12 protein-coding genes are annotated in these 13,308 nt (G+C 61.5%); 8 read left to right on the top strand and 4 right to left on the bottom strand.

Annotated elements, in window-relative coordinates:
* On the bottom strand, positions 1-303 hold a 303-nt coding region (locus WBP53_RS05110), incomplete at its 3' end, for a tRNA (adenosine(37)-N6)-dimethylallyltransferase (protein ID WP_423926590.1).
* A 322-nt stretch (positions 304-625) separates the two neighbouring features.
* On the opposite strand from WBP53_RS05110, the gene WBP53_RS05105 reads away from it, so the two are divergent.
* The 5 genes from WBP53_RS05105 (at position 626) to WBP53_RS05085 (ending at position 6,615) form a co-directional block, all read left to right on the top strand.
* Positions 626-2,665 carry a putative bifunctional diguanylate cyclase/phosphodiesterase gene (locus tag WBP53_RS05105; RefSeq protein WP_423926588.1) on the top strand — a complete coding sequence of 680 codons (2,040 nt, stop codon included), beginning with the start codon at positions 626-628 and terminating at the stop codon, positions 2,663-2,665.
* A gap of 306 nt (positions 2,666-2,971) precedes the next feature.
* Positions 2,972-3,994, top strand: a complete 1,023-nt coding sequence (tdh, locus tag WBP53_RS05100; protein ID WP_423926594.1) for an L-threonine 3-dehydrogenase — start codon at positions 2,972-2,974, stop codon at positions 3,992-3,994.
* Positions 3,995-4,040: 46 nt separating this feature from the next.
* A complete protein-coding gene (gene tilS, locus WBP53_RS05095; RefSeq protein WP_423926586.1) occupies positions 4,041-5,378 on the top strand; it encodes a tRNA lysidine(34) synthetase TilS in 1,338 nt (445 codons plus the stop codon).
* A 21-nt stretch (positions 5,379-5,399) separates the two neighbouring features.
* Complete coding sequence (locus WBP53_RS05090; RefSeq protein WP_423926584.1) at positions 5,400-5,654, top strand: exodeoxyribonuclease VII small subunit; 255 nt, start codon at positions 5,400-5,402, stop codon at positions 5,652-5,654.
* Between the two features lie 76 nt (positions 5,655-5,730).
* On the top strand, positions 5,731-6,615 hold the full coding sequence (locus tag WBP53_RS05085) for a polyprenyl synthetase family protein (RefSeq protein ID WP_423926592.1): 885 nt from the start codon (positions 5,731-5,733) through the stop codon (positions 6,613-6,615).
* Positions 6,616-6,648: 33 nt separating this feature from the next.
* On the opposite strand, the gene WBP53_RS05080 is transcribed toward WBP53_RS05085, so the two are convergent.
* Together WBP53_RS05080 and pmbA are read right to left on the bottom strand one after the other, a co-directional pair.
* On the bottom strand, positions 6,649-7,068 hold the full coding sequence (locus tag WBP53_RS05080; RefSeq protein WP_423926582.1) for a DUF4870 domain-containing protein: 420 nt from the start codon (positions 7,066-7,068) through the stop codon (positions 6,649-6,651).
* Positions 7,069-7,135: 67 nt separating this feature from the next.
* Positions 7,136-8,491 carry a metalloprotease PmbA gene (pmbA, locus tag WBP53_RS05075; RefSeq protein WP_423926580.1) on the bottom strand — a complete coding sequence of 452 codons (1,356 nt, stop codon included), beginning with the start codon at positions 8,489-8,491 and terminating at the stop codon, positions 7,136-7,138.
* 68 nt (positions 8,492-8,559) lie between these two features.
* Here pmbA and yjgA point away from each other — a divergent pair, with 68 nt between their 5' ends.
* The gene (yjgA, locus tag WBP53_RS05070; RefSeq protein ID WP_423926578.1) at positions 8,560-9,081 is read left to right on the top strand and encodes a ribosome biogenesis factor YjgA; all 522 of its coding nucleotides are present in this window, start codon (positions 8,560-8,562) and stop codon (positions 9,079-9,081) included.
* Positions 9,082-9,110: 29 nt separating this feature from the next.
* On the opposite strand, the gene tldD is transcribed toward yjgA, so the two are convergent.
* On the bottom strand, positions 9,111-10,553 hold the full coding sequence (gene tldD / locus WBP53_RS05065; protein ID WP_423926576.1) for a metalloprotease TldD: 1,443 nt from the start codon (positions 10,551-10,553) through the stop codon (positions 9,111-9,113).
* Between the two features lie 174 nt (positions 10,554-10,727).
* Between tldD and WBP53_RS05060 the strand changes: the two genes are divergently transcribed.
* Positions 10,728-10,919: a hypothetical protein gene (locus tag WBP53_RS05060; protein WP_423926596.1), complete on the top strand. Its 192-nt coding sequence runs from the start codon at positions 10,728-10,730 to the stop codon at positions 10,917-10,919.
* A 127-nt stretch (positions 10,920-11,046) separates the two neighbouring features.
* Positions 11,047-13,008 (top strand): DEAD/DEAH box helicase, encoded by a 1,962-nt coding sequence (locus WBP53_RS05055; RefSeq protein WP_423926574.1) that lies wholly within the window; start codon positions 11,047-11,049, stop codon positions 13,006-13,008.
* Positions 13,009-13,308: the final 300 nt, after the last annotated feature.

The following is a 13,308-nucleotide window of genomic DNA, read 5'->3' as shown; positions in this document are numbered from 1 at the left end:
AAAGTAGAGACCCGTTCCGCCAACCAGCAGCGGTATCCGACCAGCAGCCGTGATGCCCGCGATCTCGCTCTGGGCATCTTTCTGAAAATCGGCAGCCGAATATGGCTGACATGGATCCCGTATATCGATTAGCCGATGTGGAAAGCGCGACAAAGTCGCCACGTCCGGCTTGGCAGTACCAATATCCATGCCGCGATAGACCAGGGCGGAGTCGACGCTGATCAGATCAATGGCATGACGCTCCGCCAGGCGACAGGCCAGGTCGGTCTTGCCGGAGGCAGTCGGACCCATCAGAAAAATCATGGATGGTCGCTGGTCCGGGCCGCGTTTCAACATGCGTCACACCCGCTCATGGGCAACCGACTTCGGAGCAGGCTCCGTGGAACATTGGCATTGGCAGGATTGACTGACAGGAGCTTTTCTCGAATCTGTACGGACACGTGGCAATTCTAGCCCGCTTCTTGCAGACACCGTGCGGTCCCGAATGCCGACCCTATTGCGCTACCACGCGGCGAACCGGGCTTTGCACGCAAGGACTTGCGTCCGCCCACAACATAATCTTTGACAAACACGGCGCTGCTGGGCTCCCATAGCGATTGATTGCTTTTTATGCAGGCGCTGCGAAATGGATGAGTGGGCAAAACTCGGCCTCGTGATTTACCTCGCGGGATCGCTGATTGCCCTCACCCAGGGCGTCGTTTTCGCGCACTACTATCGGGTTTTCCGCCGCGACCACTTGCTGCTCTGGTCGATCAGCTTCTTCTCGCTGTCGATCTACCTCGTTACCGCCGGAACCTCCTGGCTGCTGGTGGGCACGGTGCCGACCGCGCACCCCCTCCGTCTCGGGCTTTCGTGCCTGTCGCTGATCGCTGCCTATACCCAGGTTGCGACTTTGATCATGGGAACCCTGGCGATCTGGAACGCGCGACGCTGGACCCGAGAACAGATCCGACACGCCCTGGTTCTTGCCGGTCTGATCGGACTACTCAGCGGCCTGGCCTTTGCGTTCGACCCGCAGTTCACGCTTCAGCGTCACTTTCTCCGCGTCGGCCTGCGCTACCTGGTCGTCGGACTGGCCGCCCTGGGCATGGGGCTGGCCATTGCCTGGCAGTGGCCTCGCGGTCGTCTGGGACAACAACTGACAGGCGTGGCGCTAAGCCTCTACGGTCTCGACCAGTTGCATGTCTTTGCGGCCTACATCGCGCAGTTGAATGGACTGGCTCCCTGGTCATGGATGCGCTACACCAATGTCGTCAGCCTGATCACGCAGATCTTCATTGGCTACGGCCTGGTTATCTGGCTTTTGGAGAACGAGCGCAATCGTGCCGAAAGTGCATCGGATGCCGCGGAACGCCTGCGATTGTTCGACCAGTTGACCGGCTTGCCCAATCGGGCTCAGATGCTCAGCCATCTCGGCCAGCAGATGCAGAATCCGCAGGGTGCCGCGCTGCTCCTGGTTCGACTGGACAATCTGGGCAACATCGCGGTGGCTTCGGGTATGGACGGTGTCGACGTTGCCCTCGCCGCCGGTGCTGAACGCGTTGAAGAAGTGGCGCGCAAGAATGGGCTCGTTGCTGCGCGACCGGGCGCCGATCATCTGGCTGCACACGGAACCGGATCGAGCGCAGAAGCCGGTGCTTCGCGCGTCGCCGAAGAAATCCTCACCGCTCTTGCACTGCCAGTCATGTGGAGCGGCAAGGAACTGGCCCTTGAAGCCAGCGTCGGAATTGCGCTCGCGCCACGAGATGCCACCAGCGCGGAAGCCCTGCAGTCGTTCGCGGAAATGGCGCGAGCACGCGCGCAGAGCGAAGGAGCGATGCGCTATCGTTTCTATGCGCCAGATCTGGATGCCGAAGCTCGCAGTCGCCTGGCCTTGCAATCCGAATTGCGCACGGCATTTTTCAAGAATGAATTCGTTCTTGAGTTCCAGCCGATCCTGGATGGCTGGAGTCTTGCGATCTGTGGATTCGAGGCCCTGGTCCGCTGGCAGCATCCAACCAAGGGACGGTTGCAGCCCGACGCCTTCATCGGCGAACTGGAGCCATTGGGACTGGTTGAGGCGCTTGATGTGTGGGTCATCAACCAGGCCTGCGTCTGCGCTGGAAGCTGGCAGCGAAAGGACCGCGAACCACTCACCGTGGCAGTCAACGTTTCGGCCTACAGCTTCCAGCGTCGTGGCTTCCCCGACCTGATCCACTCGATTCTCGAGCGCACAGGCCTGCCTGCAACATGCCTGGAAATCGAAATCATCGAGTCGATCGCACTCGAGAGGCCCGAGCGTGCCGCGCTCAGCATCGATCGCCTCCGCGACCTCGGCGTACGTGTGATGCTGGATGATTTCGGCACCGGGTTCTCGTCACTCAAGCATTTGCGCCAATTGCCGTTCGACGGCATCAAGATCGACCACAGTTTCGTTGTCGACGTGCTCATCGATCCGCGAGATGCGGCGATCGTCCGTGCGATGCTCGCGCTCGCCCATAGCCTGGGCCTGGAGGTCGTCGCCGAAGGCATTGAAACGGCAGCACAGCTTGCCTGGTTCCAGGCTGCAGGCTGCGATCGCCTGCAAGGGTTCCACTTCCACCGGTCCATGGATCAGAGCGCGGTCATCGAACTGCTGCGCCTGAACGAAGCGGAAGCACCTGCCCGACCGCTGCCGACCTCCTGAAGCCGGCCAGCATCCGGCTCGGAATCCTGGCCATCGGCCGCGAGAGCTGCGACGTCTCGGGCGTTCGCAACAGCAAGCGGACACCATTCACTTTGAACGTATAATGCGAATGGTACTCAAGCAGCTCGTCGGATCGTGTTCAGCCGGGCTGCAAATCCATCTGTGTGGTCCGCTGTCCGTCGCTTCCCAACCCATTGAACCCGCGTGGAGCGGCGAACCGCCCGGGCCATGTGTCCGCACAGCCGGATTTTCGCCTCAATCTCATGCAGCCCGACAGGCTGCCAGGAAGATCAAATGAGCAACATGATGAAGGCGCTGGTCAAGCGCGAAGCGGAAAAAGGCATCTGGATGGAGCAGGTACCGGTGCCCGAAATCGGCCCGAACGACGTGCTCGTCAAGCTCGAGAAAACCGCCATCTGCGGAACCGACTTGCATATCTACCTGTGGGACGACTGGTCGCAGCGGACGATCAAGCCCGGCCTCGTGATTGGCCACGAATTTGTCGGGCGCATCGTCGAGATCGGCGCCGGTGTTCGCGGCTACGACATCGGCCAACGCGTGTCTGCCGAGGGGCATATCGTCTGCGGAGTCTGCCGCAACTGCCGCGCCGGCAAACAGCACCTGTGCCCCCATACGATCGGAATCGGCGTCAATCGAAACGGTGCATTCGCCGAGTATGTTGCCGTTCCAGCGTCTAACCTGTGGCCGATTCCGGACCAGATCCCTTCCGAGGTTGCTGCGTTCTTCGATCCGTACGGCAATGCCGCACACGTGGCATTGGAATTCGACCTTATCGGCGAGGATGTTCTGATCACTGGCGCCGGGCCGATCGGCATCATCGCCGCCGGCATCGCCAAACATGTGGGTGCGCGCAATGTCGTGGTCACCGACGTCAACGACTATCGCCTCAAGCTCGCTGCCGACATGGGCGCGACGCGCGTGGTCAACGTCTCCAAACAATCCCTCCTGGATGTGGTCAAGGATCTGCACATCGAAGGTTTCGACGTGGGCATGGAGATGAGCGGCAACCCGCGCGCCTTCAATGACATGCTCGAGTGCATGTATCACGGCGGCAAGATTTCCCTGCTCGGCATCCTTCCGCGGGGTGCGGGCGTGGACTGGGACAAGATCATCTTCAAGGGCCTCACCGTCCAGGGTATTTACGGAAGGCGCATGTACGAGACCTGGTACAAGATGACCCAGATGGTACTGAGCGGATTCCCGCTGCAGAAGGTCCTTACGCACCAGATACCGATCGACGATTTCCAGAAGGGTTTCGACCTGATGGAATCCGGGCACTGCGGGAAGGTAGTTTGTTCATGGAACTGAATGCAGGCCAGATACAGCGGCAACGCCGCGGCTGACGGAAGATTCGATGCCCATTGGCCGACTGCGCGACCTGATCGGCGCCTCGTTGGCAGCGTTGCCATCGGGCCCGATCGCCGTGGCATACAGCGGCGGCCTCGATTCAAGCGTACTTTTGCACGGCCTGGCAGGCTTGCCAGCGGCGCGCGAGCGCGGACTACGCGCCATCCACATCGACCATGGCCTGCAGGACACAAGCCGTGAATGGGCTTCCGTGTGTATCCAGGTGTGCAGCGCGCTGGACGTACCACTCACCGTACTTTCGGTCGACGTCGAGCTCTCCAGCGGATTGGGACTGGAAGCAGCAGCCCGGCGGGCACGCTTCTCAGCCATGCAATCCGCACTGGCAGAGGGCGAAATCGTCGCCTTCGCCCATCATCGCGATGATCAGGCCGAAACTGTCCTGCTCAAACTGCTGCGTGGGGCCGGGCCCGAAGGGCTGTCAGCCATGCGCAAATTGCGGCGTTTCGGCCATGGCCATGCCTGGCGTCCGTTGCTGGGTGCCGCACGTACGACACTTCGCACCTATGCGGATCAGGCCGGGCTCGTCTGGATCAGCGATCCAAGCAATGCCAACCCGCTGATTGACCGCAACTATCTGCGACTGGAAGTACTGCCGCGCGTACGCAAACGATGGCCCGAAGCGGACGCCAGCATCACCCAGAGTGCAGAATGGATACGCGCCGCAGCAGATTTCATTGATGAACAGTCGGCCCTCGCGCTAGCCCGCGTGCAAGGCCTGGATCCTGCGACGCTGCGCTACCGACAATGGCTGGAATTGCCGGACGCATTGCGAGATCCGGTATTGCGCCGATGGCTGCGCGCGATCGACCTGCCCGAACCCAACCGCTATCAGGTCAGTGAACTGGTTCGTCAGCTTGCCGAGGCAGCCGAGCACAAGCTGCCGTGCATCCGGTGGCCTGGCGCAGAGATCCGTCGCTACCGGGACCTCGTTCATGCGCTGCGCCCGATGCAACTACCCGAGGCCCAGTGGCGCAGGCCATGGGATGGCGTGACGCTACCGTTGCCGGCAGGGCTGGGAGCGCTGCGTCTGGTCGACAACTACGGGCGGGACATCACCGCACTGGCGGAACAGCCCTTTGCCGTGCGCTTTCGCCGCGGCGGCGAAACCCTGCGACTGTCCAGCAACGGATATACGCGCGAACTGCGCGATCTGTTCCAGGAAGCGGGTATTCCGCCATGGGAGCGCGGCCGCATTCCCATCGTGGTGGATGCGGACGAACAGCTATTGGCCATCGCGGATCTCTGGACAAGTGACGCGGGTCGCAAGCGTTTCGCGCAGCATGCGTGCCGTCTTGTATGGGAACACGCATTGACCCCTGCCTGATGGCAGGCTAGCCTTCGCCGCATGTCTGCATCCAGTCCGAAAAACCCAGATCAGGTCGCCGAATTCGAACAGTCGCTGGACGAACTCGAGCAGTTGGTCACACGAATGGAAGAAAGCGAGATGGGCCTGGATGACTCGCTCAAGTCGTTCGAGCGTGGAGTCGCCCTCTACCGCAGTTGTCAGAGCGCCCTCGAACAGGCCGAGCTTCGGGTCAAGCAGCTACTCGATCCGACCAAACCCGAAACCGCCGAACCCTTCGACCCCGATACACCGTAGTCGGCTCGAACAGTCAGCGCCGGGACCCGTGCCTGCGCAGGAAACCGCCATCATTGCCGCCACACCCGCGATCGAACTGACGCCTACACTGCGCGACTTTGCAGCACACGCCGACTACGCGCTTGCGCTGGCTCTGCCGCCATTGCAGGAACCGCCGCTCGAACTGCATCGCGCCATGCACTATGCCGTCATGGGTGGTGGCAAACGCATGCGACCCCTGCTCGTCTACGCAACCGGCAGTGCGTTTTCTGCGCCGCTCGAGCGCCTCGATGCCGCTGCAGTGGCCGTAGAGATCATCCACGCCTATTCATTGGTGCACGATGACTTGCCTGCAATGGACGATGACTCACTGCGTCGCGGCCGCGCCACCTGTCACATCGAATTCGGTGAGGCCATGGCCATACTCGCCGGAGATGCCTTGCAGGCCCTTGCATTCGAAGTGCTGACGAGGGAAACCGCCGCCGGCATCGACACCCGAACCCGTCTGGAAATGTTGCGTGTACTTGCCAATGCCTGCGGCTCGCAAGGCATGGCCGGCGGCCAGGCATTTGACCTTGGCGCGATTGGACAGCGTCTGGATGCGAACGAACTCGAACGCATGCATGTCTACAAGACAGGCGCACTCATCCGCGCCTCGGTCAGGCTGGGTGCACTCGCAGCGGGCTGTACGGATCAGTCCAGGATCGAGGCGCTGGACCGCTATGCACATTGTGTGGGCCTGGCCTTCCAGATCCGTGATGACATCCTTGATGTCGAGGGCGATGCCGGCCAGATAGGCAAGACTGTCGGCAAGGATGCAGCCAACGACAAACCGACCTATCCAGCCATACTTGGCCTGCAGGCCTCGGTGGCCCATCTCGACGAACTCACTGAACAGGCGCTTGCGGCAATCCAGCCTTTCGGCGAATCAGCGACCTGCCTGCGTGATCTGGCCCGCTTCGTCGCCGAGCGAGAAAGCTGAGCCAGCCACGTCAGAACTCCCTGATGCGATTGCCTATTCGACCAGTCGCAACGTGAACGGATAGCGATAGCGAATTCCGTTATTGGCATTGACGGCCGCGACGATCGTGAACACCAGCCAGTAGGCGAACAGGGCCAGACCCAGGGGAACGGTCAGCAACAGCCCGATGCCAAGCGTCACTACGGTGACGATCCAGAGTGCGAGTCCGGCCAGCAGAATGGTGATGTTGAAATTGAGCGCTTCCTTGGCCTGGTCGCCCGCGAACGGCAGGGTGTCGCGCTTGATCAGCCAGATGATCAGGGGGCCAAGCACGCAACCCAGACCGGCAACTATGAAGGCGCTGAACGCCGACAAGTGACCGAGCAGTGCCCAGGTGCGCTCATCTCCGACCGGAGCAACCACCTCGTGTGGATCAGGCTGCGGCTCAGCCTGCGGTTCGGTTTCGACGTTCATGTTGTTCTCCTGTTCCGTGACCCTACCCAAGATGGGACCACCGGACACCCGGATCAAGGCCGGAAAGTCATGATCCGGCTACGGTCAGGCGATCAAGCAGGATCGATCCGGTCAGGATGTGCGAGCGCGGATCGACATCGCTGCCGATGGCGACGATGTTCGCGAACATCTCGCGCAAGTTCGATGCAATCGTGATCTCTTCCACCGGATGCACGATTTCACCATTCTCGACCCAGAATCCGGAGGCGCCGCGCGAGTAGTCACCAGTAAGAAGCGACACGCCCTGCCCCATCAACTCGGTCACGACCAGTCCGGTGCCCATTTGTTTCAGCAGCCCGTGGAAATCTTCTTCGCCGTGGGTGACGATCACGTTGTGTACGCCACCCGCATTGCCCGTGCTGCGCATGCCAAGTTTTCGCGCCGCATAACTGCCCAGCAGATAGCGCGCGACACGTCCGTCAGTAACCAGATCCGAATCCCTTGTCGCAACGCCTTCGGCATCGAACGAAGCCGAAGCCTGCCCGCGGCGAATGTGCGGACGTTCCACGATCTGGACAAACTCCGGAAACACCGGCTTGCCAATATGGTCGACCAGAAAACTCGCGCGACGGTACAACGCGCCGCCACTGACCGCGGCGAGGTAGTGGCCAATCAGGCTGCGCGCAACCTGGGGAGTGAACAGGACGGGGCATTGGGTGGTGCCCAGTTTACGAGCGCCCAGTCGCGCAACAGTGCGCTCGGCCGCCTTGCGACCGATCGACTCGACATCGGGAAAATCGCTGGCGCTGCGCACCGATTCGTACCAGTAATCGCGCTGCATGCCGGAGCCGTCTTCGGCCAGCAATGCCGCCGAAATCATGTGCCGGGTATCCCGCTCACGCGAGAAGAAGCCATTCGAGGTGGCACCCACCGCCAACGACGACCCGATCTGCACGGTCGCACCTTCGGAGTTGCTGATGCGCGAATCATGGTTGCGCCCAGCCTCTTCGCAGCGCTGCGCCAGGTCGGCGGCCTCTTCGGCCGTGATATCCCAGGGATGCCAGAGATCCAGATCCGGAAAGTCGTGCGCAAGCAAATCGGCATCTGCCAGGCCATTGCAGGGATCTTCCTCCGTGAATCGGGCAATGGCGCAGGCGTGCTCGATGGTCTTCTCGATTGAATCGGGATGGAGATCTGCCGTGCTCGCTGATCCCTTGCATTTGCCGAAGTAGACGGTCAGCGAAAGCCCCCGATCGCGCGTATGCTCGATCGACTCGACTTCACCGAGGCGCACGTTGACATCAAGGCCGACGTCAACGCCGACACCAACATCCACTTCACTAGCCCCCCTGGCTCGACAGCGACGAAGGACGTCTTCGGTCAGCTCTGCCAGCCTGTCCAGTTCAGCCAAACTGTCATCGCGATTGGTGATTGCCTGATTCACGCCTTATCCTCTTGTTGTCCCATGCGCCGATTCGACTTCCGAATGCGGCATCAACCTGCAGAAACCCGATGTCAAACGATGAAACCGATGACGCCTTCGACGGACCGAGCCGAAGCCAGAGACGCCGCGATGCCACCGCCATTTTCAAACTGGCCGAGTCCCTGGTAATACTGACCGATGCCCAGCTGAGTCGCGTTCCGCTGGACCAGGACCTGCTCGTCGAGGTGCGCAGGACCCGCGCAATCCACCAGCCCATCGCACGCAAGCGCGAGACCCAGTACCTGGCCAAGCTGATGCGACGTCTGGAGCCCGAGGAGATCGATGCGATTCGCCTCGTCCTCGATATCGACCGCCAACAGTCTCATCGGGAGACTGCCCTGCTGCATCAACTGGAAGCCCTGCGTGATCGCCTGATCGCGGAAGGTGACGCCGCGCTCGAAGACGTGCTGGTCCAGTATCCCGATGCCGACCGCCAGCAACTTCGCAACCTGATCCGCCAGGCGAACGTGGAAGCAAAGAAACAGAAACCCCCGAAGGCATCACGCGAACTGTTCCGCACGCTGCGCGACATGCAAAGCCAAGCGGGCTGAGGTGCCATCGGGTAGCCTGATGACACTCATCAGGCCGCTGTTCCACCCACGGTGAGATTGTCTATTTTCAGCGTTGGCTGGCCGACGCCAACCGGCACGCTCTGCCCATCCTTGCCGCAGACACCGACGCCCTCGTCGAGCTTCAGGTCATTGCCAATCATTGAAACGTGCTTGAGCACTTCCGGACCCGCGCCGATCAAGGTCGCACCCTTGACCGGCCGGGTGACCTTGCCGTCTTCGATCAGATAGGCCTCGCTGGCCGAAAACACGAACTTGCCATTGGTGATATCGACCTGACCACCACCGAAATTCACCGCGTAAAGCCCGTTTTTGACCGAACGCAGGATCTCCTCGGGGTCACGTTCGCCGGCCAGCATGTAGGTGTTGGTCATGCGGGGCATCGGCAGGTGCGCGAAAGACTCGCGGCGGCCGTTCCCGGTGGCTTTCATTCCCATCAGGCGCGCATTGAACTTGTCCTGGATCAGGCCCTTCATGATGCCGTCCTCGACCAGCACGGTTCGGTTGGTCGGCGTGCCCTCGTCATCAACGCTGAGCGAGCCGCGACGCCCGGCCATGGTGCCATCATCAACGATGGTGACGCCGGGGGCAGCCACGCGCTGACCCATGCTGTTGGAAAATGCCGATGTTCCCTTTCGATTGAAGTCGCCTTCGAATCCATGCCCGATCGCTTCATGCAGCAGAACGCCGGGCCAGCCCGGCCCGAGCACGACGGTCATGTTGCCGGCCGGTGCCGCTACGGCCTCGAGATTGACCAGGGCCGAACGCACCGCTTCGCGCGCCGTGCGCCGTGGTCGATCATCGCCGAGCAACTCGATCAGGTCGTAACGGCCACCGCCGCCGCTACCGCCGCTTTCCCGACGCCCATCCTGCTCAACGATGACCTGCACGTTGAAGCGGACCAGCGGGCGGACATCGGCGGCGAGGGTGCCGTCGGATGCGGCAATCATGATCGTGTCGACTGTAGCCGCGATGCTTATGATCACCTCGCGTACCCGCGCATCCAGCGATCGAGCATAGGCGTCGATTTCACGCATCAGCGCCACTTTCTCCTGGCTGCCCATCGAGTCAATGGGATCGACTGCCGGATAGAGTGCGCGAGTCGTGGTGGACACCAGCGGCCGCCCGTTGCCGTTGCCGCCATCCCGCGCTATCGCGCGGGCCGAACCCGCTGCCTCGAGCAAAGCCGGCATGACAATATCGTCGGAATAGGCAAATCCGGTTTTTTCACCTGAGAGTGCGCGCACGCCCACGCCCTGCTCAATCGCATGGCTGCCGTCCTTGACGATGCCATCCTCGAGCACCCATGACTCGCTGCGCGAATGCTGGAAATAGAGATCGGCATAGTCCACCGCCGGCGTCATCAGGCGCGCGAACACGCGATCAAGGTCGGTGGCAGCAAGGCCACCCGGCCGCAGCAAACGCTGTTCGGCCAGCGCAATCATTTCGGTCATTTCGGAATTCGAGTCGGTGGAGAACTGGACCCCGTAGTGGGGGCTGAAGTCGCAGGAAACAAGATGAATGCATGCAAACCACTGATTTGAATATCAATTCAGGCACTCATGATTCGGGAACGGCTCAGCCAGGATGGTCCATGCTCAGGCTTTCCACGTTCGCAGGAGCCAATCATGTCACGAGGAGACAAATCCGCTTACACGGACAAACAGAAGCGCAAGGCCGAGCACATCGAGGAAAGCTATCGCGAGCGCGGTGTTTCCAGAGAAGAGGCCGAGAAACAGGCCTGGGCGACGGTCAACAAGGAAGATGGGGGCGGCAACAAATCCGGATCGGGCAGGAAGAACAGCGCCGAGAAGTCCTGAATCGCAGCCGACCCGATGTTACGTCGCATTACACACAACGCGCAGCACGCCAGACAAGCCGCTACAATACGCGCCCTTCCTTCAACGCCGACCTGCCGATTCCGGCCGTCGACGCATCGAGAATCTCATGTCCGACCCGGCGACCGACGTCACGCCACCAGATACATCCTTCAAGGATCTTGCCCTGAGCGAACCTCTGGAGCGCATTCTTGCCGAACTCGGTTACGAGTCGCCATCGCCGATCCAGGCCGCGACGATTCCACACCTGCTCCAGGGCAAGGATGTACTCGGCCAGGCCCAGACCGGCACCGGCAAGACGGCGGCTTTCGCGCTGCCTATCCTCAACGATCTGGATTTGCGCAAAACGAAGCCGCAAGCCCTGGTGCTCGCGCCGACGCGCGAACTTGCGATCCAGGTCGCCGAGGCATTCCAGCGCTATGCCACACATATCCCGGGCTTTCATGTGTTGCCGATCTATGGCGGTCAGGCCTATGGCCCTCAGCTGGGCGGACTTCGTCGTGGCGTGCATGTGGTCGTCGGCACTCCCGGACGCATCATCGATCATCTTGAACGCGGCTCGCTCGATCTATCCGAGTTGAGTTGCCTGGTTCTCGATGAAGCCGATGAAATGCTGCGCATGGGTTTCATCGACGATGTCGAGGCAGTGCTCAAGAAAACGCCGCCAACTCGTCAGGTCGCGCTGTTCTCGGCCACCATGCCCACGCAGATTCGGCGCATTGCGCAGAACCACTTGCGCGAGCCCGTCGAAATAACGATCAAGTCGAAGACCACTACCGCAGCAAAGACGCGCCAGCGCTACTGGCTGGTCAGCGGCATGCACAAGCTTGATGCCCTGACTCGCATCCTCGAAGCCGAACCGTTTGACGCGATGATCATCTTCGCGCGCACCAAGGTCGCCACCGAGGAGCTTGCCGGACGTCTGCAGGCGCGCGGACTCGCCGCCGCTGCCATCAATGGCGACCTGGCCCAGGCCCAGCGCGAGCGCGCCATCCAGCAATTGAAGGACGGCAAGCTGGATATCCTCGTCGCCACCGACGTCGCCGCTCGCGGACTCGACGTCGAGCGCATCAGCCACGTGCTCAACTACGACATTCCCTACGACACCGAATCCTATGTGCATCGCATCGGTCGCACCGGGCGCGCCGGCCGTGAAGGCGACGCGATCCTGTTCGTGACCCCGCGCGAGCGCAACATGCTGCGCCAGATCGAACGCGCCACTCGCCAGCCGATCGAGATCATGGAACTGCCCTCGGTGCAGACCGTCAATGATCTGCGCATCACCCGCTTCAAGGACCGCATCACGACCGCTCTCGCAGGCAGCGACCTCGCACTGTTCCGTAGCCTGATTGAACAATACGAATCCGAGCACGATGTCCCAGCAATCGAGATCGCCGCCGCTTTGGCGCGACTCGCCCAGGGCGACAAGCCCTTGTTGCTCGATGCCAAAGCCAGGCCGGAACGCCGCGAATTCGACCCCACCGCCAGTCGCGAGCGAAAGGATTTCGCTAGCCGCAGCGAGCGCGGAAGGGATGATCGTCCCGTACGAGCGGAACGCAGCGAACGGCCACGTGCCGATCGTCCGCCGCACCCACGTGCCGCGCGCACCGAGGCGTTCAGCAATCCGGCCGAAGATGGCCGCAAGCGCATTTCGGAAAACCGCGAACCACGCGTACACGCGGCATCCGAACACCGGCCGCCGGAAACCGGAATGGAAACTTTCCGCGTCGAAGTCGGCCACATGCATGGGGTCAAGCCCGGCAACATCGTTGGTGCCATTGCCAACGAAGCCGAACTCGACAGCAAGCACATCGGTCGCATCACGATTCGCGAGGATCACAGCCTGGTCGACCTGCCCGAGGGCATGCCCAGCGAGGTGCTGCAGATCCTGAAGAAATCGTGGGTCGCCGGTCAGCGCCTGCGCATCACCCGCGGAACCGCAGGTGAGCCGCGAAGCAATGACGACGACTCGAATGATCGTGGCTCGCGTCCACCACGTGCCGGCGGCAAGCCACCTCAGCACTCAAGAATTGGCGGAGCGCACAAGGGCAAGCCGGGCAAGAAATACTGAGCCAGCAGGCTCCGTTCCAGATTCAGGCGCTCAATTGCGAGTCGACTTCAGATCTTCGACTCGGCTCCGTTCGTCCCCGGATCGAGTCCGGGGAAGGCTCCGAGCAAAATTGCACTGACCTGAAGCTCGTCAATCCGGCGCAGGCTGGAGCTGCTCCTCAACTGCCGAACGGCTGGACATTCAGTTCTTTTGCTACCACTCCAAAGTCCAACAACGAACTGGATGCCTGCCTGTGCAGGGATGACAAGAGCGCGTCAAGCCAGCATCAGACCTGTCTGAGCCTGTTGATAGATGCACGGC

The organism is Dokdonella sp. (assembly GCF_049593775.1).
Classification (GTDB): domain Bacteria; phylum Pseudomonadota; class Gammaproteobacteria; order Xanthomonadales; family Rhodanobacteraceae; genus Dokdonella.
The sequence above is the reverse complement of the archived record's forward strand: the minus strand, read 5'-3'. Positions and strand labels throughout refer to the sequence as shown.